Below are 24825 nucleotides of genomic sequence, written 5' to 3'. Positions count from 1 at the left end.
CCACCGGCGCGAGGCCGCGCCCCTCTTTAGGGAGCCCCATGACCCCCCTCCTCGAAGTGCGCGGGATCGACAAGAGTTTCGGTCCGGTGAAGGTGCTGCACGAGGTCGAGTTCTCCGCCTACCCCGGCGAGGTCACGGCGCTCGTCGGCGACAACGGCGCCGGCAAGTCGACGCTGGTCAAGTGCATCGGCGGCATCTACCCCATCGACTCGGGCCAGATCCTCTTCGACGGCCGCCAGGTCGCCGTCCACACCCCCCGGGACGCGGGCGAGCTCGGCATCGAGATCGTCTACCAGGACCTGGCGCTCTGCGACAACCTCGACATCGTCCAGAACATGTTCCTCGGCAGGGAACGCAAGAACGGCTTCCTGCTCGACGAGGACAGCATGGAGGAGCTGGCCGAGAAGACGCTCAGCAGCCTGTCCGTGCGCACGGTGAAGTCCATCAGGCAGCAGGTCTCCAGCCTGTCCGGCGGCCAGCGGCAGACCGTCGCGATCGCCAAGGCCGTGTTGTGGAACAGCAAGGTCGTCATCCTCGACGAGCCCACCGCGGCCCTCGGCGTGGCCCAGACGGCGCAGGTGCTCGAACTCGTGCGCAGGCTGGCCGACACGGGCCTGGCGGTCGTCCTCATCTCGCACAACATGAACGACGTGTTCGCCGTCTCCGACCGGATCGCGGCGCTCTACCTCGGCAGGATGGCCGCCCAGGTCAAGACCGCCGACGTGACGCACGCCCAGGTCGTCGAACTGATCACCTCGGGTCGCAGCGGCGAACTCGGCCTCAAGAACGGGGTCACCTCATGAGCAAGGTCAAGGAACTCCCGGGCGAGGCCGTCGTCGTCGCCGCGCAGTCCCCGTCCATCGCGCACAGCGTGCGGGCGTACTGGGAGCGCGTCCGGGGCGGCGACATGGGCGCGCTGCCCGCCGTGCTCGGCCTGATCGTGCTCTGCACGGTCTTCGCCCTGGCCCGGCCCGCGTTCGTCACCTCGATCAACTTCGCCAACCTGTTCACCCAGGGCGCGAGCATCACGCTCATCGCCATGGGCCTGGTGTTCGTCCTGCTGCTGGGCGAGATCGACCTGTCGGCCGGCTTCGCCAGCGGCGTCTGCGCGGCGGTGCTCGCCGTCACGCTGGCCACCTTCGGCCTGCCCTGGTACGTCTGCGTACTGGCCGCCATCGCCACCGGCGTGCTCATCGGCATCGTCCTGGGCACGCTGGTGGCCAAGGTCGGCATACCGTCGTTCGTGGTCACGCTGGCCGCCTTCCTGGCCTTCCAGGGCCTGGTCCTGGTGCTGGTCAACGAGGGCACGAACATCTCGGTCCGGGACAGCGTGATCGTCGCCGTCGCCAACAAGAACCTGCCGCCGCTGCTCGGCTGGATCCTGTACGCGGTGTGCGTGGCGGGTTTCGCGGCCGTGCAGCTCCTGCGGGCCAGGAACCGGTTCGCGCGCGGCCTGGTCGCCGACCCGCTGTCGCTGATCGCGGCCCGCGTGGGCGCCCTGGCGCTGCTCGGCGGGCTCGCTGTCTACGTGCTCAACCTGGAGCGCAGCCGCAACCCCGCGCTGGTCTCGCTCACCGGCGTGCCGATCGTGGTGCCGGTGATCCTCGTGCTGCTCGTGGTCTGGACGCTGGTGCTGCGGCGCACCGCGTTCGGCCGGCACCTGTACGCGGTCGGCGGCAACACCGAGGCCGCGCGACGGGCGGGCATCCCGGTCGACCGCATCAAGATCGCGGCGTTCGTGATCTGCTCCGCGATGGCGGCCGTCGGCGGGATCGTGGCCGCCTCCCGGGCCAGCTCGGTCGACCCGAACACGGGCGGCAGCTCGGTGCTGCTGTACGCGGTCGGCGCGGCCGTCATCGGCGGCACCAGCCTGTTCGGCGGCAAGGGGCGGGTGCTCGACGCGGTGCTCGGCGGCGCCGTGGTGGCCGTGATCGAGAACGGCATGGGCCTGATGGGCTACGGTGCGAGCGTGAAGTACCTGGTCACCGGGTGCGTGCTGCTGCTCGCCGCGGGCGTCGACGCCCTGGCGCGCAAGCGGGCGGCTGCTGCTGGTCTAAGGTGATCAGCGACCCGCAGCCCCTGAAGGAACCCCAGACGATGCGTGCCGGACCGTCCCAGGAGGACATCAGGCGCCACAATCTCGGCGCGCTGCTTCGCCATGTCCACCTGGGCGGGCCGATCTCGCGCGCCGAGCTGACCTCGAAGATGGGGCTCAACCGCAGCACCATCATGGCGCTGACGTCCGACCTCACGGCCGCCGGGCTGGTGCGGGAGGAACTGCCGCGCGAGACCGGCCGGGCCGGCCGGCCCTCGCTGGTGGTGCGCCCGGAGTCGGCGCGCGTCTACGTGTTCGCGTTCGACGTGGGCCCCGACCGGCTCGTGGCGGCGCGGGTGGGGCTGGGCGGCGTCATCCTCGACCGCAGGGAGACCACCCGCGACCGGGGCAGGTTCGCCCTCGACGAGCTGGCCGGGGTGCTGTCGGGGTTCGCCAGGCAGATGCGGCGCAAGACGCGCGACGACACCGTGTGCGTCGGCGCCGCCGCCGCCGTGTCCGGCGGGGTGCGCAAGGGCGACGGCGTGGTGACGTTCGGGCCCAACCTGATGGCCCACGACGTGCCGTTCGGCGAGGAGCTGGGCCGCAGGCTGGGCCTCGGGCTGCCGGTCAGCGTGGGCAACGACGCCAACCTGGCGGCCCTGGCCGAGCACAGCCGGGGCCTCGGCGTGGGCGTGCGCGACCTCATCTGCCTGCACGGCGACGTGGGCATCGGCGGCGGCATCATCACCGGCGGCCACCTGCTCGGCGGCTTCGACGGCTACGGCGGCGAGGTCGGCCACATGGTCGTCAACCCCGGCGGGCGCGAGTGCTCCTGCGGCTCGCACGGCTGCCTGGAGGCCGAGGTGGGGGAGCGGGCGCTGCTGGAGCTGGCCGGCCGTTTCGGGCCCGGCCAGCACGGCCGCGACGCGGTCCGCGCCGTGGTCGACGCGGCCGACCGGGGCGACATCGTCGCGCAGGAGGCGCTGAGCCGGGTCGGCGACTGGCTGGGGCTCGGCGTGGCGAACCTGGTCAACATCTTCAACCCGGAGATGGTGATCTTCGGCGGCATGTTGCGGGAGGTCTACCTCGGCTCGGCGGCGCAGGTCCGCACCCGGCTGGCGCTGCACGCCATGGCCCCCCAGCGCGAGCACGTCCGGCTGCGCACGTCGGCGCTCGGCGACCACGTGACCCTGGTCGGGGCGGCCGAGCTGGCCTTCGCCCACGTGCTGGCCGACCCGCTGGAAGTGCTGGCCAGGGTCAGCTCCTAGCGCACCCGGGCCCTGGGGGCCGTCCAGGTGTCGCAGGCGGCGGCGGAGCCGTCGCGGTAGCCGCGGTTCTGCCAGTAGGCCAGGTTGCGCGGGCGTCCGTGGATCTTGCTGTAGTCCGCCCGGCGGACGGCGTCCAGCCAGTCGCGCCAGGTGACGTCGGGTTTGATCGAGGTGAGCGCGGCGCTGTAGAAGACGCCGGCGAAGCACTCGGCCTGCATCTCCAGCCGGTGGCTGAGCAGGGTGCGGGCCCCCGTGGAGGCGGGCTGGTACAGGGCGCTCTGCGCGTCCAGCACGCCGGTGAGCTCCTGGACGTGGTGTCCCCACTCGTGCGCGACGGAGTGCGCGATGTTCATCCGGAACGGGTCGTCCAGGTCGTGCTTCATGACGCGGATGACGATCGTGCGCTGCAGCGGGCAGTACTGCGCGCCGTTGGCGGTGATCCGGCCGCAGACCGAGTCGCCGCCGGTGGTGACGGTCACCTCGGGCGGGGTGTAGGTCAGGCCCGCGGCCGCGAACCGGCCGGCCCAGAACCGGTCGGCGCACCTGGCCATGGCCCGGTGGAACGACTTGAGCGAGGCGGCGCTGCCCGCCCTGATGGCGGGGACGGCGCAGGCCAGGCGTTCCCGTGAGACGACCGGCGCGGCCGACAATCCCCCTCGCGCCGGGCGGCCGGCCGCGGCCGACGGAGCCGGCGACAGCAGAACCGCGATCATGCACATGGCGAGCGCCATGAGGGGAATGCGCACGATCGCGGATCTTAGAGGAGTTTGTACGAGTTTGGCTTAGCTGACCTTGCCCTTGGGCGCGGCCCAGGTGTTGCAGGAGCCCGCCGACTTGCCGGTGAAGCCGCGCTTGAGCCACCACGCGACGTTGGCGTCCGAGCCGTGGCTCAGGTCGGCCGAGGAGCGCGTCTTCACGCCGAGCGCGCTCAGGTCGGCCGGGTCGTGCGTGCCCTTGAGCAGGGAGTCGAACTCCTTCTGGCTACGGCCCAGCGAGTCCCAGACGCTGCCCATGAACACCCCGGCGTAGCACTCGGCCTGCAGCTCGGTACGGCGCACCGGCTCCAGGTTCCGCGGGTTGTCCAGGACGTACTCGCCGCGCTTGTTGTGCCGGAGCATGCCGGTGAGCTTCTGGACGTGGTGGCCGTACTCGTGGGCCACCACGAGCATCAGCACCGGGTCCGACGGCTCCTCCACGACGTTCGGGCTGAGCAGGAGGGTCATCGTCTTGTTGACCGGGCAGTACAGCGCCTGCGCGCCCCCCGGGAAGCCGCCGCAGCCCGTGGGGGCGCCCAGCTTGGTGATCACCTGGAACTTCGGCTTGCTGAAGGCGAAGCCCGCCTGCTTGAGCTTGGGGGCCCAGGCCTTGTCGAGGCATTCGAGCACCGCCTCGAAGTAGACCCGCGCCTCGTCCTCGGTCCCGGACCGGACCGGCGGCTCCTCGCACGTCCTGAGCGCGAGCCGGCCGGTCTTGTAGATCGGGTTCTTCGTCAGGACCGGCTTGCTCGCCGGGGCGGCCACGGCCGCGTGGGCCGTACCGGCGACGAAAACGCTCGCCAGGGCTCCGGCAATGATCGCCAATCGGGGGGTACGCATGGGAAGGCACACTACAAAAGAGAGAGATCAAGGTAAAGCGGAAATGCCAGACGTCACTGGACGTTTCGTGCAGCCGCCGCCCACGTGTTGCAGGCGCCCGGCGCGCCCCGGTTGAAGCCCCTGGTCATCCAGGCCGCCTGCGTCGGGCCCTTGCCGTGGTCGTTCTGCGGCCAGCCCTTGGCGCCGTTCTTGTAGAACCACTGGACCGTGTAGTCCCAGTCGGACTGGTTCACCAGGGCGGTGCCCTTCATCGTGCTCATGAAGACGGCGGAGAAGCACTCGGCCTGCAGTTCGGACTTGCGCGAGAGCTGGAGGCGAGCCGCCTTGCCCGCGGTGTTCCTGGCCGTCCAGTAGTAGTTCCAGATGCCGGAGGCCTGCTGGACGTGGTGGCCGTACTCGTGGGCGATCAGGCGGCTGATGCCCAGCGGGAACGGGTTGCGGAGCTGGGCGCGGGTGATCAGCAGGTACATCGTGCGGTCGGTGGAGCAGTAGACGCCGTCGGCGCCGGTGTTCCAGGCGCCGCAGGGCGTCCTGACCTTCTTGGTGATGATCCGCAGCCGCGGCTTGCCGAACGGCATGCGGGCCTTGCGGAACTGCGTCGCCCACGCCTTGTTCAGGCAGTTCGTCACCCGCGTGAGGAAGCGGCGGTAGGCGATCATGCTGCCCGCGGGCAGCGCGCCCGGCGCGCAGTTCACATCGGCGAGCCTGCCGGTCCGGTACAGGGCGTTGGCCGTGGCCTGCGCCAGGCCGCCGGGCGCGCCGGCGCCGGCGCGGGCCGCGGCGGGCGATGAAGCGAGTTTCTGGCCTTGGCTGACCGGCGCACGCTCGGCCGAGGTCGTGGCGACGTCGGAAAGCACGAGCACGAGGGAGGCGGCGGCCATGGTGAGTGCGAGAGCCGCGGCGACCAGGGCCGCGATCCTGCCTTTAGGGAGGGAGTTCATATGTCCGGAAAGACTAGGTCAAGATCGGACATAAGTGGGTGGATTTGACTCGATGGAGTCAGCGAGACGTCGGCGAACTAGACTCTTCTGCGTCGTCGAAAAGGAACAGACGGCGAACGAGGCAGAGGGGAGTCGCATCCGTGAGCGGGTTGCTGGGCTCGATAGAGGGACCGCACGACGTCAAACGGCTCGCTGTCGATGAGCTGCCGCGGCTCGCGGGGGAGATCCGTGACCTGCTCGTCGACGCCTGCGCCAGGTTCGGCGGCCACCTCGGGCCGAACCTGGGCGTGGTCGAGCTCACCATCGCCGTCCACCGCGTCTTCGACTCCCCGCGCGACCCGGTCATCTGGGACACCGGCCACCAGGCGTACGTGCACAAGCTGCTCACCGGCCGCGCGGCCGGCTTCGAGGCGCTCAAGCAGGAGGGCGGCCTGTCCGGCTACCCGAGCCAGACCGAGTCCGAGCACGACTTCGTCGAGAACTCCCACGCCTCCACCGCGCTGTCCTACGCCGACGGCCTGGCCAAGGCGTTCAAGCTGCGCGGCGACCGCGAGCGCACGGTCGTCGCGGTGATCGGCGACGGCGCGCTCACCGGCGGCATGGCCTGGGAGGCGCTGAACAACATCGCCGCGATCAAGGACCTGCCCGTCGTGATCGTGGTCAACGACAACGGCCGCTCCTACTCCCCGACCATCGGCGGCCTGGCCTCCCACCTGTCCTCGCTGCGCGTCAACCGCCGCTACGAGGACATGCTCGAATACGTCAAGGACAAGCTCGGGAACGTTCCCGTCCTCTACGACGCCCTCCACGGCTTCAAGAAGGGCGTCAAGGACGTCCTGGCCCCGCAGGTCATGTTCGAGGACCTCGGCCTGAAGTACGTCGGCCCCATCGACGGCCACGACGAGCAGGCCATGGAGGCGGCGCTGCGCAAGGCCCGCGCCTTCCGCGGCCCGGTCATCGTCCACGCCCTCACCCAGAAGGGCCGCGGCTACACCCCCGCCGAGAACCACGACGAAGACCAGTTCCACTCGCCCGGCGCCTTCGACCGCGCCACCGGCGCCGAGAAGCCCAAGCCGCGCATCTGGACCAACGTCTTCAGCGAGGAGCTGGTCAGGCTCGGCAAGGAGCGCGAAGACCTGGTCGCCATCACCGCGGCCATGCTCCACCCCACCGGCCTCAACGCCTTCGCCGACGCCTTCCCCGACCGCATCTACGACGTCGGCATCGCCGAGCAGCACGCGCTGACCAGCGCCGCCGGCCTGGCGCTCGGCGGCCTGCACCCGGTCGTGGCCGTCTACGCCACCTTCCTCAACCGGGCCTTCGACCAGCTCCTGATGGACGTCGCCCTGCACCGGCTGCCGGTCACCGTCGTCCTCGACCGGGCCGGCGTCACCGGCGACGACGGCGCCAGCCACAACGGCATGTGGGACCTGTCGATCCTCCAGGTCGTGCCCGGCCTGCGGATCGCGGTGCCGCGCGACGGCGACCGCGTCACCGAGCTGCTGCGCGAGGCCGTCGAGGTCTCCGACGGGCCGACCGTGCTGCGCTTCCCCAAGGGCCCGGTGGCCGAGCCCCTGGAGTCCGTGGGCCGCCTGGGCGAGATGGACCTGCTGCGGGCCGCCGAGGGCGAGCCGGACGTGCTGCTGGTGGGCGTCGGCCCGATGGCGCACGTGTGCATGGAGGCGGCCGTCCTGCTCGACGCGCAGGGCATCTCGGCCACCGTGGTCGACCCACGCTGGGTCAAGCCGCTCGACGAGGCGCTGACGCTGGCCGCCGGCGCCCACAAGCTGGTCGCCGTGGTCGAGGACAACGGCCGCGTGGGCGGCGTGGGCGACGCCGTGGCCCGCCTGCTCCGCGACGCCGACGTCGACGTCCCGGTGCGCACCTTCGGCATCCCGCAGGAGTTCCTCGACCACGCCAAGCGGGCCGCGATCCTCGGCCGCATCGGCCTGACCGGCCAGGACCTCGCGCGCCAGATCACCGAGGCCGTCGCGAAGCGGACCTCCCGCGTGGAGCAGCCGGTCCGCCGTTGAGCACCCGGCGGACCACGGCGGTGATCGCCAGCATGACGACCACCGCCGCGGCCGCCGCCGGCAGCAGCAGGCCCGCCTCCCGCCGCGCCATCTGCCCGGCCACCGCCCCCAGCACGATGTACGTGCTCACCCACGCCGTGCTGCCCAGCAGGGCCCACGGCATGAACCGGCGGTAGGGCATGCCCACCGCGCCCGCCAGGGCCGGCGTCAGCGCGTGCACCACCGGCAGGAAGTAGGCCAGGGCCAGCGCCCAGCCGCTGCGCCGCAGGATCTGCTCCGCCCGGGTCCAGCGCTCCTCGCCGACGCGCCGGCCGAGCCTGCTGTTGCGCAGGCGGGGGCCGTACCGGCGGCCCAGGCGGTGGCCGCCCGTCGCGCCCAGGAGGCAGGCCAGCACGCCGGTGCCGATCAGGGCCAGCGTCTCCGGCACGCTGCCCGACGTGGCGCCCGCGACGAGCAGCAGGCCGTCGCCCGGCGTGATCAGGCCGATCCCGACCGAGGCGTCCAGCGTCAGGAAGACCAGGACGAGCGCCAGCACCACCGCCACGTCCTGACCGGCCAGCGCGTCCAGCAGGTCGTCCACCATGATGCGGGTCCGCTACCCCCGACGAGGCGCTTCACCGGCCGGCCCGGCGCGAGCGCATGATCACGGAGGGTCTGGGAAGGATCGCTGATCGTGGACATCTTTCGCACGAAGAGCGTCGAACAGTCGATCCGCGACACCGAAACTCCCGAGCATCAGCTGCGTAAACGCCTGACCGCCATGGACCTGATGGTGTTCGGCATCGGCGTGATCGTCGGCACCGGGATCTTCGTGCTCACCGGCCAGGTGGCCAAGGAGGTGGCCGGGCCGGCGGTCGCGGTCTCGTTCGTCGTGGCGGCCGTCGTGTGCGGACTGGCGGCGCTGTGCTACGCCGAGTTCGCCTCGACCATCCCCGTGGCCGGGTCCGCCTACACCTTCTCCTTCGCCACCCTCGGCGAGTTCCCCGCCTGGGTGATCGGCTGGGACCTGATCCTGGAGCTGGCGCTGGCCGCGGCCGTGGTGTCGGTCGGCTGGTCGGGCTACTTCGCCTCGATGCTCGACTCCGTCGGCATCCACCTGCCGGCCTCCATCGCGGGCGACGATCCCGTGGTCAACGTGCCCGCGGTGGCCATCGTGCTGATCCTCACCGCGATCCTGGTGGCCGGCATCAAGATCTCCTCGCGGGTCAACCTGATCCTGGTGATCACCAAGATCACGGTGGTGCTGCTGGTCATCGTGGCCGGGCTGTTCTTCGTCAAGGCCGCCAACTACACGCCCTTCATCCCCGAGCCGGTGGCCTCGCCGCGGGTCGAGGGGCTGAAGGCGCCGCTGATCCAGGTGCTGTTCGGGGTCACGCCCGTCGCGTTCGGCGTGATCGGCATCTTCTCGGCCGCGGCGATCGTGTTCTTCGCCTTCATCGGCTTCGACATCGTGGCCACCGCCGCCGAGGAGACCGTGCGCCCGCAGCGCGACGTGCCGCGCGGCATCATCGGCTCGCTGGCCGTCTGCACGATCCTCTACGTCGCCGTCTCGCTGGTCGTGGTGGGCATGCAGCCGTACAAGCAGCTGAGCACGAGCGCGCCGCTGTCGGACGCGTTCACCGCCGTCGGCCACCCCTGGCTGGCCGCCATCATCAGCGTGGGCGCCATCGCCGGTCTGACGACCGTGGTGCTGGTGCTGCTGCTCGGGCAGACCCGGGTGTTGTTCGCCATGTGCCGCGACGGCCTGCTGCCGCGCCGGCTGGCCGTCGTCCACCCGACCTTCGGCACGCCCGCCAGGCTCACCATCCTCATCGGCCTGGTGACCATGGCGCTGGCCGGGTTCGTGTCGTTCGGGGAGCTGGCCGAGCTGGTCAACATCGGCACGCTGTTCGCGTTCATGGTGGTGTCCGTCGGCGTGATCGTGCTCCGGCGCACCCGGCCCGACCTGGAGCGGGCCTTCCGGGTGCCGATGGTGCCGCTGCTGCCGATCCTGTCGGTGCTGGCCTGCCTCTACCTGATGCTCAACCTGCCGCTGGAGACCTGGCTCAGGTTCGTAGTCTGGATGATCATCGGCGTGGTCGTCTACTTCGCCTACGGCTACCGGCACAGCAGGCGGGGCGCCGTGCCCGGCCGGTGACGCGCGAGGGGGGCGGGCCGGCCGCCCGCCCCCCTCACCCGCTCAGATCGCCAGGAGCGTTCCGAGGCCCGCCTTCATCGTGCAGGCGTTGGTGTAGACCTTGCCCCACTTGACGGTCTTGTCGTACCACTTGCCGAGGATCATGACGGCGCGTGGCTCCACCTCCTTGCCGCAGGCCGCGGCCGCCTTCGGCGAGACGTTGATCTTGGCCGGGTCGCCCTTCACCTTGCGCAGGAGCTCGCAGGCGGCGTGGGCGGAGGGGTGGGTGCCGCCGTCGGGGCTGCAGTTGAGCCAGGCGCCCTTGGTGGGGCCGTTCTTCACTGCCATGGTGACCTTGAGGACGACCTTGGGGGTGGGGGGCGCCGCCGCCAGGGAGGGCGACGACGCGCCCAGCACGAGGGCTCCGCACAGAGCGATCGTGCCGACTGCTCGCATCATGGTTACTCTCCGTTCGTAGGACGGCACAGTACGCTACGGCGAAGGCGGCCATGACGTACGGAGACCCGCCGGGCGGGCCTCCGTAAAATCACGCGGGCAGCGAGGCCACACCGGGCGGAAGGAACCGGGGCTGGGCGATCCCCGACCTGTCCAGATAAGGCGTGATGCCACCCAGATGGAACGGCCAGCCGGCCCCCAGGATCATGCACAGGTCGATGTCCTGCGGCCCGGCCACGACGCCCTCGTCCAGCATGATCCGGATCTCCCGGGACAGCGCCCCGAGCACGCGCTCGCGGACCTGCTCGGCCGTGGACGGCGACGTGCCGCCGGCGAACAGGGCCACCGCCTCCGGGTCGAGCGAGAAGTCCGGACGGTAGACGCCGGGTTTGCCCGAGGCGACCAGCTTGGCCATGTTCTCCGAGACGCCGAACCGCTCGGGGAAGGCCGCGTGCAGCGTCTCGGCGACGTGCAGGCCGACGGCCGGGCCGACGAGCTGCAGCAGCGCGAACGGCGTCATCGGCAGCCCCAGGCCGTCGAGCGCGTGCTCGGCGACCTCCAGCGGCGTGCCCTCGTCCACGGCGGCCACGACCTCGCCCATGAAGCAGGTCAGCAGCCGGTTGACCACGAACGCCGGCGCGTCCTTGACCAGCACGGACGACTTCCGCAGCGACTTGCCCACCGCGAACGCCGTGGCCAGCGTGGCGTCGTCGGTCGAGGCGCCCCTGATGATCTCCAGCAGCGGCATCACGGCGACCGGGTTGAAGAAGTGGAACCCGACCAGCCGCTCGGGGTGCGCCAGCCCGGCGCCCATCTCGGTGAGCGAGAGCGAGGAGGTGTTGGTGGCGAGCACGCACTCGGCCGACACCACGGCCTCGACCTCCGCGAACACCTGCTTCTTGACCGCCATGTCCTCGAAGACGGCCTCGATGACGAAGTCGGCGTCGGCGAAGGCGTCCTTGGTCAGGGAGCCGGTGACCAGGGACTTGAGCCGGTTGGCCTGGTCGGCCGAGACGCGGCCCTTGCCCAGCAGCTTGTCGACCTCGGCGTGCACGTACCCCACGCCCTTGTCCAGGCGGGACTGGTCGAGGTCGGTCAGCACGACCGGGACCTCCAGGCGGCGGGCGAACAGCAGCGCCATCTGCGAGGCCATCAGCCCGGCGCCCACGACGCCGACCTTGGTGACCTTGCGGGCCAGCGACCTGTCCGGTGCGCCGGCCGGCCGCTTGGCCCGGCGCTGGACCAGGTCGAAGGAGTAGAGCCCGGCCCGCAGCTCGTCGCCCATCAGCAGGTCGGCCAGCGCCTGCGTCTCGGCGGCGAAGCCCTCGTCGCGCGAGGCGGTCGCGGCCAGCGCGATCAGGTCGAGCGCCCGGTAGGGGGCGGGGGAGGCGCCGCGCAGCTTCATGTCCACCAGGAAGCGCGCGTCGGCGACGGCCTTGTCCCAGCCGTCGTGCTGCTGCCGCTCGACGGCGACCTCGCCCTTGACCACGCGGGCGGCCCAGCGCAGCGACTCCTCCAGGAAGTCGGCCGGCTCGAACATCGCGTCCGCGACGCCCAGCTTGTACGCGTCCGCGCCCTTGATCATGCGGTTCTGCGACAGCGGGTTCTCGATGATCAGCTTGATCGCGTTCGCCGGGCCGATCAGGCGGGGGAGCAGCTGCGTGCCGCCCCAGCCGGGCACCAGGCCGAGGAAGCACTCGGGCAGCGCCACCGCGGGCACGCCGGAGGAGATCGTCCGGTACGCGCAGTGCAGCGCGATCTCCAGGCCGCCGCCCATGGCCGCGCCGTTGACGAACGCGAACGTCGGGATCGGCAGCTCGCCCAGTCTGCGGAAGACGTGGTGGCCCAGCGCGCCGATGGCCTCGGCCTCCTCGCGGGAGGCCACGGCGGCCGCGCCCTTGAGGTCGGCGCCGACGGCGAAGATGAACGGCTTGCCGGTGACGCCCACGGCGGCCAGGTCGGTGCGCTCCGCGATCCGCGACAGGGCCTCCTCCAGCGCGAACAGGCCGTGCGGGCCGAAGGTGTTGGGCTTGGTGTGGTCGAAGCCGTTGTCCAGGGTGATCAGGGCCATCGTGCCGGCGCCGCCGGGCAGCGGCACGTCGCGCACGAGGGCCTTGGTGACGACCTCGTCGGTGTTGCGCCCGCTCAGCAGCGCGCGCCAGGTCTCGATGTCGCTCATGCCAGGTTCTCCCAGATCACAGTGCCGCCCATGCCCATGCCGACGCACATGGTGGTGATGCCGTACCGCACGTCGGGCCGCTCGCCGAACTGGCGGGCGAGCTGCGTCATGAGCCGGACGCCCGAGGAGGCCAGCGGGTGGCCGAAGGCGATCGCGCCGCCGTAGGGGTTGACGCGCTGGTCGTCGTCGGCGATGCCGAAGTGCTCCAGGAAGGCCAGCACCTGGACGGCGAACGCCTCGTTGATCTCGAACAGACCGATGTCGCCGATGGACAGCCCGGCCAGCCGCAGCGCCCGCTCGGTGGACGGGATCGGGCCCACGCCCATCACCTCGGGGTCCACGCCCGCGAAGGCGTAGGAGACCAGGCGCATCTTCGGCGTCAGGCCCAGCTCGCCGGCGACCTCGCGGGCGGCCACGATGCAGCCGGTGGCGCCGTCGTTGATGCCGGAGGAGTTGCCCGCGGTGACGTTGCCGTGCGGGCGGAAGGGCGTCTTGAGCGCGCCCAGCGCCTCCATCGTGGTGCCGGGGCGCGGCGCCTCGTCCTCGGCGGCCAGGCCCCAGCCCTTCTCGGCCGTCCGGACCGCGGTGGGAACGAGGTCGGGCTGGATCTTGCCGTCGGCGTACGCCTTGGCCGCCTTCTCCTGCGAGAGCACCGCGTAGGCGTCGGCGCGCTCCTTGGAGATGGACGGGTAGCGGTCGTGCAGGTTCTCGGCGGTCATGCCCATGACCAGCGCGCTCGGGTCGACCAGCTTCTCCGACAGGAACCGCGGGTTGGGGTCCACGCCCTCGCCCATGGGGTGGCGGCCCATGTGCTCGACGCCGCCGGCGATGGCCACGTCGTAGGCGCCGAAGGCGATGCCGCCCGCGACCGTGGTGACCGCGGTCATCGCGCCCGCGCACATGCGGTCGATCGCGTAGCCGGGCACGCTCTTGGGCAGACCGGCCAGCACCGCGGCCGAGCGGCCGATGGTCAGGCCCTGGTCGCCGATCTGGGTCGTCGCGGCGATGGCCACCTCGTCCACGCGCTCGGGAGGCAGACCGGGGTTGCGCCGGATGAGCTCGCGGATGACGCGGACGACCATGTCGTCGGCGCGGGTCTCCGCGTACAGTCCCTTCGGCCCTGACCTGCCGAAGGGCGTGCGTACGCCGTCGACGAACACGACGTCACGAGAGGAAGGCACGGATTCGCTCCTCGTTCTTGGATGGGATTCCGCGCCTATGCTACTCGTCGGTAACCACCCCGCAGACGAGGGCGGCGGTCAGCAGCGCGTAAACGATCGGCATGGGCGGTTCCCAGAGATGGGCGCGGGCTCCGAGCAGGGCGGCGACCGCCACGGCCGCGCCCGTCCAGAGCGCCGCGCCCCCTCGTGGACGCGCGCCCCGGCCGGGATCCCACGGATCGCCAGGTGATCCACCCGGACGACCGGCGCGCGCCACTATCCCCAGGGCGTCCCGTGCCCACCAGATGAGGAACGACACCCCCGCGGCCAGGCCGATCACCATGGCGGCCTCGACGGCCCAGCTCAGGGCGTCGGCGAAGGCGTACAGAGCGGCCGCCCTGAACTGGCCGGGAGAGGTGGCGCCGAGCAGCAGCAGCACGGCCCAGCCGGACGCGACGCCGAGCCGGCTCAGCGGACGCCGCCGGGCCGAGGGCGGCACGGCGAACAGCTCGCGCTCGCGCCGGCGCACCAGGCGCGCCCGCGCGCCCCACACCAGCTGGGTGACCGCCAGGACGGGCAGCGCGGTCGCGAACACCGCCAGCGAGAGCACGGCGAGCGGTAACGTCTGCTCTCTGGTCGGCGCGCGGTCGGCCAGCACCTGTGACGTGGCCAGCAGCGCGATCGAGCCGGCCAGCGCGACGAAGACGGCCCGGCGGGCGGTCCGGGCGGCGGTGCGCAGCCCGGCCAGCGCCTCGGCGCCTGGAGGGGGCGCCATCTCGGTCAGAAGCATGGACGTCATGATGGCGTCACGGACCGTAGTGACGCCGTGGATTCGCGCGCATTGCATGGAGCCCTCGCCGGACGCGTCCGCCGGAGGCTGCCATGGGGTGAAATTTGCGACACGCCGTATATACGGCGGAATATCAGTATGCTGCGCGTCACACCAAAGGGGGCCGCGCTCTGCGAGGGGCGCGCGGGGGCGCGTCCTGTGCGGGCGCGCGTAGAGGGGGGCGCGTGAGCGAGGGCCGGAGAGCGCCGGAACGGCCGCAGCATCGCCCCGACCGCCGCCCGGACCGCCACCCCGATCAGCGCCCCGACCGTCGCCTGGACCGGCCCCCGGGGCCTGCGCGGCGGATCACGCCGCTGGCGTGGGTGAGCATGGCGCTGACGTTCGTGCTGGTCGCCGTCACGCTGGGCGGGTACGCCTACTACCGCAGCGTCGACAACGAGATCCCGCGCGTGCCCGTGGACGCCGGGCCGTCGCGGCCGCCCGAGACCGGCGCGCTCAACGTGCTGCTCGTCGGCTCGGACTCGCGCGAGGGCGACAACAAGAAGTACGGCGCGAAGTCGCAGGGCCTCGGTGAGCGCACCGACACGATCATGGTGCTGCACATCTCCCCGGACCGGGACAAGGCCACCATGATCAGCTTCCCCCGGGACACCATGGTCATGATCCCGCAGTGCCGGAGCCGCACCGGCACGATGCTGGCCGGCGGGCTGCGCCAGATCAACTCCGCCTTCAACGACGGCGGCATCGACTGCACGGTCCGGACGCTCGAATCGCTCACCAACATCAAGATCAACCACATCGTGAAGGTCGACTTCACCGGCTTCAAGGGCATCGTCGACGCCCTGGGCGGCATCGAGATCTGCCTGCCCAAGGCGGTCAACGACCCCAAGGCCAAGCTCGTGCTCAGCGCGGGCAAGCACGTCGTCAAGGGCGAGCAGGCCCTCGGGTACGTGCGCACCCGCTACACCCTCGGCGACGGCAGCGACCTCGGCCGCATCCAGCGCCAGCAGGTCTTCCTCACCAAGGTGCTGGACAAGATCACCGATGGCGGGCTGCTCACCGACCCCGGCAAGCTGAACGCGTTCCTGCGGGCCGGGGCCAAGGCCGTCACTCTGGACGACAAGCTCACGCTGTCGCGGATGCTGGAGATCGCGGGCAGCGTCAAGGGACTGACCGCCAAGGAGCTCAAGGGCATCACCGTGCCGGTGGAGGCGTACCCGGCCGACAAGAACCGGGTGCAGCTCAAGCAGCCGGACGCGCGCAACTTCTTCGAGGCCGTGCGCTCCGACGTCAACGTGACCCCGCCCTCGGCCGCCGCCAAGCCGAAGGTCGAGAACGGGCAGGTGCGCGTCCAGGTGCTCAACGGCACCACCGAGCTGGGCAAGGCAGGTCAGGTGGCCGACGAACTGGCCGACCAGGGGTTCGCCGTCGTCCAGGTCGGCAACGCCGCGCCGGTGGCCACCACGTCGATCCGGTACGCGAAGAAGGACGCCGACAACGGCGCCGTCTACGGGGACGCCGTGGCCGCCCGGCTGTCGAAGGACAAGCGCACGCCGGTGGCGGGCAAGGTCGCCCCGGTGAACCCGAAGCCGTACGCGACCAAGGTCACCCCGCTGCCCGACGGGCCGATCGTGCAGCTCGTCATCGGGGCCGACTGGCCGGGCGTGCGGGTGGCGTCGGCGATCCCGGGCTCGCTCAAGGACAAGGTGGTCGACTCCACCACGAACCCCTGCCTGTGACCCGGCCGGCGGGTTAGAGGTCCTCGGCCAGCAGCAGATCGACCAGGCCGGGGAAGCGGGCGTCGAGGTCGTCGCGGCGCAGCCGGATGAACAGCTTGCGGCCCTCCGGGCGCTGGCAGATGACGCCGGCCTCGCGCAGCACCCGCCAGTGGGCGGTCAGCGTCGACTTCGGCACGTCGGCCACGACCTCGCCGCAGAACAGCTCGTCCCCCGAGGCCAGCGCGCGCACGATCTTGGCGCGTACGGGATGGCCGAGCGCGGCGAGCACCTCCACCAACTGGATCTGGTCACGCGACGGGTGCAGCATGCCGCCATTGTACGGATAACGCGAACGGTGATTTGACGGGCATTGTTCGTATGTACGAAGATTACGTACTCAGCTGAGGTTGGGAGGGTGCTGTGTTCGATGTCGCCGTGGTGGGTGGCGGGCCCGTGGGCATGTTGCTCGCCGCCGAGCTGGGCCTGCAGGGGGTGCGGCCGCTGGTGCTCGAACGGCTCGCCGTGCCGACCGGCCAGTCCAAGGCCGGGACGCTGCACGCGGGCACGGCTCGGAGCCTGGACCGGCGCGGGCTGCTGGAGGCGGTGGGGCGGTCCACGTACGGGAGCGTGAGCTTCCACTTCTCCGGCTTGTTCGGGCTCGACCTCGGCGCGGTCTCGGACGGCGGCCCGAGCATCGTGGGCAGCCCGCAGGCGTGGGCCGAGCAGGTGTTCGCCCGCCGCGCGGCGGCCCTGGGGGCGGAGATCCGGCGCGGCCAGGAGGTCACCGGCCTGGAGCAGCGGGACGACCACGTCGCCCTGACCGTGAACGGCCGCGAGCTGACCGCCCGGTACGTCGTCGGCGCCGACGGCGCGCGCAGCGTCGTGCGCAAGGCCGCCGGTATCCCGTTCACCGGCGCCGGGGCCCGCGTCGCCGCGCTCATGGGCGACGTGCGGCTGCTCGACCCGTACACGGTGCCGCCGGGCTACACGCGTACGCCGCGGGGCTGGGCCATCGTCTGGCTCGACCCCGCCGGGCACAGCCGCGTCACCACCTACGACTTCCGCGCCCCGCACGCCGACCGGGAGGCCCCCGTCGCGATCGAGGAGCTCCAGGAGGCGGCCGAGCACATCCTCGGCGTCCCGGTCCCGATGGCCGGCGCGCGCAACCTGTCCCGGTACGGCGACGCCGCCCTGCAGGCCGAGACCTACCGCGCGGGCCGCGTCCTGCTGGCCGGGGACGCCGCGCACGTGCACTTCCCCTGGGGCGGCCAGGGGCTCAACACCGGCCTGGGGGACGCCATCAACCTGGGCTGGAAGCTGGCCGCCGAGGTGCGCGGCGAAGCCTCCGCCGGGCTGCTGGACAGCTACCACGCCGAGCGGCATCCGGTCGGCGCGCGGGTGTTGTGGAACGTGCGGGCCCAGAGCGCGCTGGCCCATCCCGACCCGGCCGTCGACCCGCTGCGCGAGCTGTTCGCCGAGCTGATGCGGTTCGACCAGGTCAACGAGTACCTGAGCGGGATGATCGCCGGGGTGGACACCGCCTACGACGTGGGCGTGCCCGGAGCCGGGCGGATGGCTCCCGACCTGCCGGTCAAGACGGCCGGCGGCGTGGTGCGCACCGCGGAGCTGCTGCGCGGCGGCCGGGCGCTGCTGCTGGACCTCGGCGGGCGCGACGACCTGGTGGCCGCGGCCGCTCCGTGGGCGGACCGGCTGGAGGTCGTGCGGGGCAGCGCGGAGCACGACGCCGAGGCGCTGCTCGTGCGGCCCGACGGCTATACGGCCTGGACATCGGAGGCGCGGGGGCACCCGCTGGAGGCCGCGCTCGCCCGCTGGCTGGGACCAATGTGACGCAGAGTAACTTTAGCGAAACATGTGAAATTTCCGGACAAGTCTGTTAAGAAAGGTCGCGGTCCGTATTCAGAGCTAGAGAGGTTCCATCGTGGCGCGCGACGAGAACGACAGGCCGTACGAGGATGGGCAGGGTAAACCGTTAAACCCGGAGCTGACCGGAGACGTGCTGTCCCCCAGGTGGAGCACCGAGGACACCGACGAGCAGCCCGCGATCCAGGTCTCCGGCAACGAGACCTACATCCTCTCGGCCGGCCAGGGCGCGCAGCCCGTCGAAGTCCCGGCGACCCCCGCGACCCCGGCCGACGCGCCGCACGACGTGCTCGACGGCCCGAGCGGCCCGCACGACGTCCTGGACGGGCCGAGCGGGTCCCACGAGGCCCTGAGCGGGCCGCACGAGACGCTGGCCGGGCCGTACGAGAGCCTGAGCGGGCCGCACGCCGTCGTCGAGGCGGACGGCCCCGACGTTCCCGGCGACGACCGCGCGGCCGACGACGACCTGCCCTACCTGCCGCTGGACCAGGGCTACAAGCCCGGACGCGACGACGACGAGGGTGAGACCAGGCGCGGTTTCCTCGGCTCCGGCTGGACCGACGACGCCGACGACCGCCGGGGCGGCGCCGGGCGCGATCGCGAGGTGCGCCGGCGTACCAGGGTGCTGGTGCTGGCGGCCGCCGCGGTGGTGCTGGTCGGCGCCGGGGCGGGCTGGCTGCTCACCGGCACCTCCTCCGACGACCCGTGCGGGGTCGGCGCCTGCGCCGGCGCGAGCCAGGTCACCGCCCCGCCGCAGACCGCGCTCCCGGAGGAGACCGAGTCCGCCCCCGAACCCGGGGAAACGGACACCGCCGAGCCGACCGTGTCCGAGACCGTAACCCCCACCCCCGTGGCCCGCCGCCCCCGTCCCACCCGCGAGCCGTCGGCGCGGCCCACCGCCACCCGCGAGAGCCGTCCGACGGCCACGCCCGACGAGAAGGTCACCCACGGCCCGCAGGACGGGATGAACGAGACCTCCGACGGCACCCCCGAGGACTCGGCCGAGGAGTCGGCCAAGGCGCCCGCCACCAGGCAGCCGGAGCGGCAGGAGAGCGCACCCCCCACCCAGGCGCCGCCCGCGCAGCAGGAGCAGCCCGCCCCCGCGCCGAGCGAGAAGAAGGGCCTGTTCGACATCCTGTTCCCCTGGGCGTGAGGGTCCCGTCGCCGTCCTGGTGAGCGCGGTGCCGCGAGTTGTGTCGCCGCCGCGGGCGGGCGTGCGAGGATGCGGAGCCAGGTCGTCGTCTGGCAGACTTGGAAACCGCTTTCCGGGAGGTCTCGTGGTCACGCTTGAGGACGTCGCCAAACAGGCCGGCGTCTCCCTCGCCACCGCCTCGCGGGTGCTCAACGGCAGCACCCGCCAGGTGGGCGCGACCCTGCGGGCCCGCGTCGAACGGGCCGCCGACGAGCTCGGCTACCGCGCCAACATCGCCGCCCAGACGCTGGCCCGGGGGGCGAGCAACGTCATCGGCATCGTCGTCCACGACCTGACCGACCCCTACTTCGCCGCGCTGGCCGACGGCGCGATGCGGGCCGCCGCCACCGAGGGCATGCTCGTCATGGTGGGCACCACCCACCGCGACCCCGAGCAGGAGATCGCCTACGTCGCCACCATGAACGCCCAGCGCGTGCGCGCCGTGCTGCTGGCCGGCTCCCGGGTCGCCGACCCCGTCGTGACCGGGCGGCTGCGCGAGGAGCTGGCCCGCTACCAGGAGGGCGGCGGGCGGGCCGCGTGCGTCGGCCAGGACCTGCTCGGCGTGGACACCGTCGCGCCCGCCAACCGGGCCGGCGCCGCGGCGCTGGCCCGCGCGCTGGCCGGGCTCGGGCACACCCGCTTCGCCGTGCTGGCCGGGCCGCCCCACCTGGTGACCGCCGCCGACCGGTGCGAGGGGTTCACGCAGGCGCTGCGGGAGCTGGGCCTGCCCGAGCCCGTCGTGGTCCACGGGCCGTTCGACCGCGACGGCGGCTACCGGGCCGCGACCGAGATCGGCAAGGCGACGACCTGCGTGTTCGCGGTCAACGACGTGATGGCCGTGGGGGCGCTGGCCGCCTGCCGGGAGCGCGGGATCCGGGTGCCCGAGGACGTCTCGGTGGCCGGGTTCGACGACATCGTCACGTTGCGTGATCATGTGCCCGCGCTGACGACCGTGCGGCTGCCGCTGACGGACATGGGGGCGCGGGCCCTGGAGCTCGCGCTCGGCCGCGAGGACGCCGCCGCCCCCGTGGTCGAGCACGTCGCGGGCGAGGTCGTGCTGCGGGAGAGCGTCAGGAGGATGGCGTGAGCGTGACGGACGCGGAAGCCGGGGGTGACGGCGTGAAGCTGGCGGTCAGCACGTTGGGGATGCCTGGGGAGGGGCTGGAGCGGGCGGCCGGGATCGCCGTCGCGCACGGCTGCCAGGGGCTTGAGCTGCGGCTGCATCCCGACACGGGCGTCCATGCCGGGCTCACCGGGCAGGAGCGGCGCGCGGTGCGGGAACGGGTGGAGCGAGCGGGGCTGGAGATCGCCGCCCTGGCTGGATATGTCGGCATCTGTGAGCCGGGACCGGACGCGCCGGTCGCCGACGCGCTCCTCGCCGACCTGCGGCTGGCCGCCGATCTGGGCGCGCCGGGCGTGCGGGTGTTCCCCCGCGGCGACGATCCGGCGGTCGGCGCCCGCCGGCTGAGGTCTGTGGCCGGTACGGCCGCCGCCCTCGGCGTACGCGTCCTGGTCGAGACGCACGACCGGATGCCCACCGGCGCGGCCGTGGCCGGGCTGCTGGCCGAGGCGGGATGCCCGGAAGTCACCGGCGCGCTGTGGGACCTGCTGCACCCCTGGCGGCACGGCGAGTCCCCGGCCGCCACGCTCGCGGCGCTCGGCCCCTCGCTCGCCTACGTGCAGGTCAAGGACGCCGTCTCGGCCGAAGACACCACCCCGGTCCCGATGGGGACGGGCTCGGTCCCGCTGGAGGAGGCCGGCGACCTGCTGCGCGCGGCCGGGTACGCCGGATGGGTCTCGCTGGAGTGGGAGCGCACCTGGTACCCGGACGTGGCGCCGGTCGAGGAGATCCTGCCGGGCGCGGTCGCCTGGGTGCGACGGTTCACCGCTTAGATAGGGGAATGCCCCTTAACAAGAACAAAGTCCTCGTGGTCGGCATGGACGGCCTGCGCTTCGACCGGCTCGTCGCCCTGGCACCGCCGGTCCTGTCGTCGTTGATGGCCTCCGGCGCGTACGGCACCAGCAAGCTCCCGTACGGCGAGGCGGCGGCCCCCAGGACGGAGTCGCCCGGCGAGGTCGTGCCCAAGGCTCCGGAGCCGCCGGCGGCGGGCCGCGTGATCAGATCGCGCACGGACTCGGGCCCCGGCTGGTCGTCGATCGCCACGGGCGCCTGGCCCGACAAACACGGCGTCGTGGACAACAGCTTCACCAGCCACCAGTTCACGAAATTTCCGGACTTTTTGAGTCGTGCGAAGAATGCCCGCCCCGACCTCGTGACCGCCGCCTTCCTCTCCTGGGCCGCCCTCGGCGAGCACGGCGCGTTCGGCCCCGCCATCGACCACCGCATGGTCCTGGACGGCTACGCCCTCACCTGGACCGCCGCCGACCGGCAGATCGCCGACGCCGCCGAGCGCCACCTCGCCGAGACCGGCCCCGACCTCGCCTTCGTCTATCTCGGCGACACCGACGAGGTGGCCCACGCCCTCGGCCCCCACTGCCCCGAGTACGCCGCCGCCCTGCACGCCCAGGACGCCTACCTGGGCCGCCTGCTCGACGCCGTCCGCGCCCGTCCGGGGGAGAGCTGGACCGTGCTGGTCACCACCGACCACGGCCACGTGGACGAGGGCGGCCACGGCGGCACCTCGGCCGAGGAGCGCACGGTGTTCGTGATCGCGAACCGGCTGGACGCGGACCTCGGCGGCCGCCCGCTGGCCGAGCCCCGCCTGGTGGACGTCGGCCCGACCGCGCTGGCCCTGCTCGGCGTGCCGCTCGACCCGGCCTGGGAACTGGACGGGACACCGCTGTTCAACAGTTGGTGAATTTATGGCAGACTCGGGAGAGGGGGTGCCTTCCATGAGGACCACACGCGACCTCTCCGAGATCGACGCCACGATGCTCGCCGAAGTGGGCGGAAAGGCCGCCAACCTCGGCGAGCTGACCCGCGCCGGCCTGCCCGTCCCGCCCGGCTGGGCCCTGACCACCGACGCCTACCGGCAGGTCGCCGCCGGGCTCGACCTCACCCCGGGCGACGGGCTCGCCGCGCGGGCCAGGCGCCACCTGCTCCGGGCCGAGATGCCCGCCCCGGTGCGCGAGGCGATCCTGACGTCCTACGCGCGGCTCGGCGCGGACGTCCCGGTGGCCGTGCGCTCCTCGGCCACGGCGGAGGACCTGCCGTTCGCCAGCTTCGCCGGCCAGCAGGACACCTTCCTCAACGTGGTGGGCGCCGAGGCGGTGCTCGACGCCGTGCGCCGCTGCTGGGCCTCGCTGTGGGGCGACCGGGCCGTGGCCTACCGGGAGGCGAGCGGCGTCGGCCACGCCGGCGTCCGGCTCGCGGTGGTCGTCCAGGTGATGGTGGACGCGCGGGTGGCCGGGGTGATGTTCACGGCCAACCCGGTGACCGGCAGGCGGCGCGAGACCGTCCTCGACGCCGCCCCCGGACTCGGCGAGGCGGTCGTCTCCGGAGCCGTCGATCCCGACCGGTTCGTCGTCTCGGGCGGCCGGGTGCTGGAACGGCGGGCGGGCCACCCGAAGCTGGCCGTCCGGCCGCTGCCCGGCGGCGGCGTCGAACGCGTCGGGACCGCCGCCGGGGGCCTGTGCCTGACCGACGCGCAGGTGCTCGCCCTGGCCGAGCTCGGCGCGCGCGTCGAGGACCACTACGGCACGCCGCAGGACACCGAGTGGGCCATCGGCCAGGACGGCACGCTCTGGCTCACCCAGGCCAGGTCGATCACCACCCTCCACCCGCTGCCCCGGCCGGCCGGGCCCGGCCTGCGCGTCCACCTGTCGCTCAACGTCGCCCAGGGCGTGATGGGGCCGCTCACGCCGATGGGGGTCTCGGTGTTCAACCTGGTCGCCTCGGGGGCGGCGGCCCTGTTCGGGCACCCGCCCGCCGACCGGCTCGACGGCCCGGCGTTCCTGTCCGAGGCGGGGCAGCGGTTGTGGATCGACCTGACCACGCCGCTGCGCAGCCGTACCGGCCGGGCGGTCCTGACCCGCATGATGCCCCTGGGGGAGGCGCGGGCCGCGGCCGTCGTGCGGGAGCTGGCGGGCGACCCGCGGCTGTCGGTCGTCCAGACCTCGCCGCGCCCGTTCCTGCGCGGGCTGCGCCGCTTCGCGCGCCGCGTGCACGCGCCGGCGCGCGTCCGCGACGCGCTGCTGAGCCCGGCCAGGGCGCTCGCCCACGCCGCCCGCGTCGGCGAGGAGCTGGACCGCAGGCTCGAACCGCCGCCCGGCGCCACCCCCGCCCAGCGCCTCGACCACGCCGAACGCCTGCTCGCCGGGACGTTCCCGGCCATCGTCTCGATCATGCCGATCGTGATCACCGGCTACGCCCTGCTCGGCCTGGCCGCCCGGCTCTCCGGCACGCGGGTGGGCGACCTGCAGGACGTCCTGCGCGGCGTCCCGAACAACCCGACCACCGAGATGGACCTCGAACTGTGGGACCTGGCCGGCCGCGTCGAGCCCGAGGCGTTCCGTGCGGCGCCCGCGGCCGAGCTGGCCCGCCGCTACCGGGCCGGCGAGCTGCCGCCGCGGGCCCAGAAGGAGCTCGCCGCCTTCCTCGGCAGGTACGGCCACCGCGGCGTGGCCGAGATCGACGTCGGCGTGCCCCGCTGGTCCGACGACCCCACGCACATCCTCGGCGTGCTGGCCAACTACCTGCGCATGGACGCCGGATCCGGCCTCGCCCCCGACGCGCTGTTCGCCAGGGGCGCGCGGGCGGCGCGGGACGAGGTCGAGCGGGTCGCCGAGCTGGCCGCCCGCAGGGGCCGGTGGCGGGCGCCCGTGGTGCGCTTCGCGCTCGGCCGCACCCGGGCGTACGCGGGGCTGCGCGAACTGCCCAAGTACCACGCGGTCAGGGCCATCGCCGCCGTCCGGCACAGCCTGCGCGCGGTCGGGGAGCACCTGGCCGCCGCCGGCGTCCTGGACGACCCCGCCGACGTGTACTTCCTGCGCCTGGAGGAGGCCAGGTCCGCCCTGTCCGGCGGCGACCTGCGCGACCTGGTACGCGAGCGGCGGACGGCGTACGAGCGGGAGTCGCGCCGCAGGCACGTGCCCCGGATCATGCTCTCCGACGGCACCGAGCCCGAGGCCCTGGCCGGACCGGTCCCCGACGGCGCGCTGACCGGCACGGCCGCCTCGGCCGGCACGGTCACCGGCCTCGCCCGGGTGGTGCTCGACCCGAACGGCGCCCACCTCGAACCGGGCGAGATCCTGGTCTGCCCCTCGACCGACCCCGGCTGGACGCCGCTGTTCCTCACGGCCGGCGGCCTGGTGATGGAGATGGGCGGCGCCATGTCGCACGGCGCCGTGGTGGCCCGCGAGTACGGCATCCCCGCCGTCGTCGGCGTCCGCGACGCCACCGGCCGCATCGCCACGGGCCAGGAGATCACCGTCGACGGAGCGGCGGGCACGGTGACCCTTTAGAGCACTATGGTGATCAGGTGCCCGATCCGTACTGGAA

At 72.7% G+C, this 24825-nt stretch carries 21 protein-coding genes; 12 read left to right on the top strand and 9 right to left on the bottom strand.

Annotated features, from left to right (window positions below):
- Positions 1–38 precede the first annotated feature (38 nt).
- Genes AB0J46_RS09205 through AB0J46_RS09195 form a run of 3 tightly spaced genes read left to right on the top strand, consistent with a single transcriptional unit; the run spans position 39 to position 3303 of the window.
- Positions 39–803 (top strand): ATP-binding cassette domain-containing protein, encoded by a 765-nt coding sequence (locus AB0J46_RS09205; RefSeq protein WP_364328548.1) that lies wholly within the window; start codon positions 39–41, stop codon positions 801–803.
- A complete protein-coding gene (locus AB0J46_RS09200; RefSeq protein ID WP_364328545.1) occupies positions 800–2062 on the top strand; it encodes an ABC transporter permease in 1263 nt (420 codons plus the stop codon). Before AB0J46_RS09205 ends, AB0J46_RS09200 begins: the two co-directional genes overlap by 4 nt.
- A 35-nt stretch (positions 2063–2097) precedes the next feature.
- Entirely contained in the window at positions 2098–3303 is a 1206-nt protein-coding gene (locus AB0J46_RS09195; protein WP_352325906.1) for an ROK family transcriptional regulator, read from the top strand.
- Here the strand turns inward: AB0J46_RS09195 and AB0J46_RS09190 are convergent.
- Genes AB0J46_RS09190 through AB0J46_RS09180 form a run of 3 tightly spaced genes read right to left on the bottom strand, consistent with a single transcriptional unit; the run spans position 3300 to position 5839 of the window.
- Entirely contained in the window at positions 3300–4049 is a 750-nt protein-coding gene (locus AB0J46_RS09190) for a neutral zinc metallopeptidase (RefSeq protein WP_364328542.1), read from the bottom strand. The two genes, AB0J46_RS09195 and AB0J46_RS09190, sit on opposite strands and share 4 nt — an antisense overlap.
- Before the next feature lie 36 nt (positions 4050–4085).
- Positions 4086–4898, bottom strand: a complete 813-nt coding sequence (locus AB0J46_RS09185; protein WP_364328540.1) for a neutral zinc metallopeptidase — start codon at positions 4896–4898, stop codon at positions 4086–4088.
- A gap of 53 nt (positions 4899–4951) precedes the next feature.
- The gene (locus tag AB0J46_RS09180; protein ID WP_364328538.1) at positions 4952–5839 is read right to left on the bottom strand and encodes a neutral zinc metallopeptidase; all 888 of its coding nucleotides are present in this window, start codon (positions 5837–5839) and stop codon (positions 4952–4954) included.
- Positions 5840–5988: 149 nt separating this feature from the next.
- Here AB0J46_RS09180 and dxs point away from each other — a divergent pair, with 149 nt between their 5' ends.
- Entirely contained in the window at positions 5989–7872 is a 1884-nt protein-coding gene (gene dxs / locus AB0J46_RS09175) for a 1-deoxy-D-xylulose-5-phosphate synthase (protein WP_364329603.1), read from the top strand.
- Here the strand turns inward: dxs and AB0J46_RS09170 are convergent.
- Positions 7817–8455 carry a DedA family protein gene (locus tag AB0J46_RS09170; protein ID WP_364328536.1) on the bottom strand — a complete coding sequence of 213 codons (639 nt, stop codon included), beginning with the start codon at positions 8453–8455 and terminating at the stop codon, positions 7817–7819. The genes dxs and AB0J46_RS09170 overlap by 56 nt on opposite strands.
- Positions 8456–8545: 90 nt before the next feature.
- On the opposite strand from AB0J46_RS09170, the gene AB0J46_RS09165 reads away from it, so the two are divergent.
- Complete coding sequence (locus tag AB0J46_RS09165) at positions 8546–10009, top strand: amino acid permease (protein ID WP_364328534.1); 1464 nt, start codon at positions 8546–8548, stop codon at positions 10007–10009.
- Positions 10010–10051: 42 nt separating this feature from the next.
- Here the strand turns inward: AB0J46_RS09165 and AB0J46_RS09160 are convergent, their stop codons facing one another.
- The 4 genes from AB0J46_RS09160 to AB0J46_RS09145 form a co-directional block, all read right to left on the bottom strand.
- A complete protein-coding gene (locus tag AB0J46_RS09160) occupies positions 10052–10447 on the bottom strand; it encodes an SSI family serine proteinase inhibitor (RefSeq protein ID WP_364328531.1) in 396 nt (131 codons plus the stop codon).
- Between the two features lie 88 nt (positions 10448–10535).
- Positions 10536–12623 carry a 3-hydroxyacyl-CoA dehydrogenase NAD-binding domain-containing protein gene (locus tag AB0J46_RS09155; protein WP_364328528.1) on the bottom strand — a complete coding sequence of 696 codons (2088 nt, stop codon included), beginning with the start codon at positions 12621–12623 and terminating at the stop codon, positions 10536–10538.
- On the bottom strand, positions 12620–13804 hold the full coding sequence (locus AB0J46_RS09150; protein ID WP_352365574.1) for a thiolase family protein: 1185 nt from the start codon (positions 13802–13804) through the stop codon (positions 12620–12622). The genes AB0J46_RS09155 and AB0J46_RS09150 overlap by 4 nt, the downstream gene beginning before the upstream one ends.
- A 40-nt stretch (positions 13805–13844) precedes the next feature.
- On the bottom strand, positions 13845–14573 hold the full coding sequence (locus AB0J46_RS09145; protein WP_364328525.1) for a hypothetical protein: 729 nt from the start codon (positions 14571–14573) through the stop codon (positions 13845–13847).
- Positions 14574–14797: 224 nt separating this feature from the next.
- Here AB0J46_RS09145 and AB0J46_RS09140 point away from each other — a divergent pair, with 224 nt between their 5' ends.
- Positions 14798–16312, top strand: a complete 1515-nt coding sequence (locus AB0J46_RS09140) for an LCP family protein (RefSeq protein WP_364328522.1) — start codon at positions 14798–14800, stop codon at positions 16310–16312.
- 13 nt (positions 16313–16325) lie between these two features.
- Here the strand turns inward: AB0J46_RS09140 and AB0J46_RS09135 are convergent, their stop codons facing one another.
- Entirely contained in the window at positions 16326–16619 is a 294-nt protein-coding gene (locus AB0J46_RS09135; RefSeq protein WP_352365580.1) for a helix-turn-helix domain-containing protein, read from the bottom strand.
- 92 nt (positions 16620–16711) lie between these two features.
- Here AB0J46_RS09135 and AB0J46_RS09130 point away from each other — a divergent pair, with 92 nt between their 5' ends.
- The 6 genes from AB0J46_RS09130 (at position 16712) to AB0J46_RS09105 (ending at position 24788) form a co-directional block, all read left to right on the top strand.
- Positions 16712–18139: an FAD-dependent monooxygenase gene (locus AB0J46_RS09130; RefSeq protein ID WP_364328519.1), complete on the top strand. Its 1428-nt coding sequence runs from the start codon at positions 16712–16714 to the stop codon at positions 18137–18139.
- Positions 18140–18230: 91 nt separating this feature from the next.
- Positions 18231–19325, top strand: coding sequence for a hypothetical protein (locus AB0J46_RS09125; RefSeq protein ID WP_364328516.1), 1095 nt, complete (start codon positions 18231–18233; stop codon positions 19323–19325).
- Positions 19326–19449: 124 nt separating this feature from the next.
- Entirely contained in the window at positions 19450–20451 is a 1002-nt protein-coding gene (locus tag AB0J46_RS09120; protein WP_364328513.1) for a LacI family DNA-binding transcriptional regulator, read from the top strand.
- Positions 20448–21257, top strand: a complete 810-nt coding sequence (locus tag AB0J46_RS09115) for a TIM barrel protein (protein ID WP_364328510.1) — start codon at positions 20448–20450, stop codon at positions 21255–21257. Before AB0J46_RS09120 ends, AB0J46_RS09115 begins: the two co-directional genes overlap by 4 nt.
- Positions 21258–21265: 8 nt before the next feature.
- A complete protein-coding gene (locus AB0J46_RS09110) occupies positions 21266–22183 on the top strand; it encodes an alkaline phosphatase family protein (RefSeq protein ID WP_364328507.1) in 918 nt (305 codons plus the stop codon).
- A 34-nt stretch (positions 22184–22217) separates the two neighbouring features.
- Complete coding sequence (locus AB0J46_RS09105) at positions 22218–24788, top strand: PEP/pyruvate-binding domain-containing protein (RefSeq protein ID WP_364328504.1); 2571 nt, start codon at positions 22218–22220, stop codon at positions 24786–24788.
- The last annotated feature ends 37 nt before the right edge of the window (positions 24789–24825 follow it).

It is taken from the genome of Nonomuraea sp. NPDC049758, from assembly GCF_040674635.1.
Taxonomy (GTDB): domain Bacteria; phylum Actinomycetota; class Actinomycetes; order Streptosporangiales; family Streptosporangiaceae; genus Nonomuraea.
The sequence above is the reverse complement of the archived record's forward strand: the minus strand, read 5'-3'. Positions and strand labels throughout refer to the sequence as shown.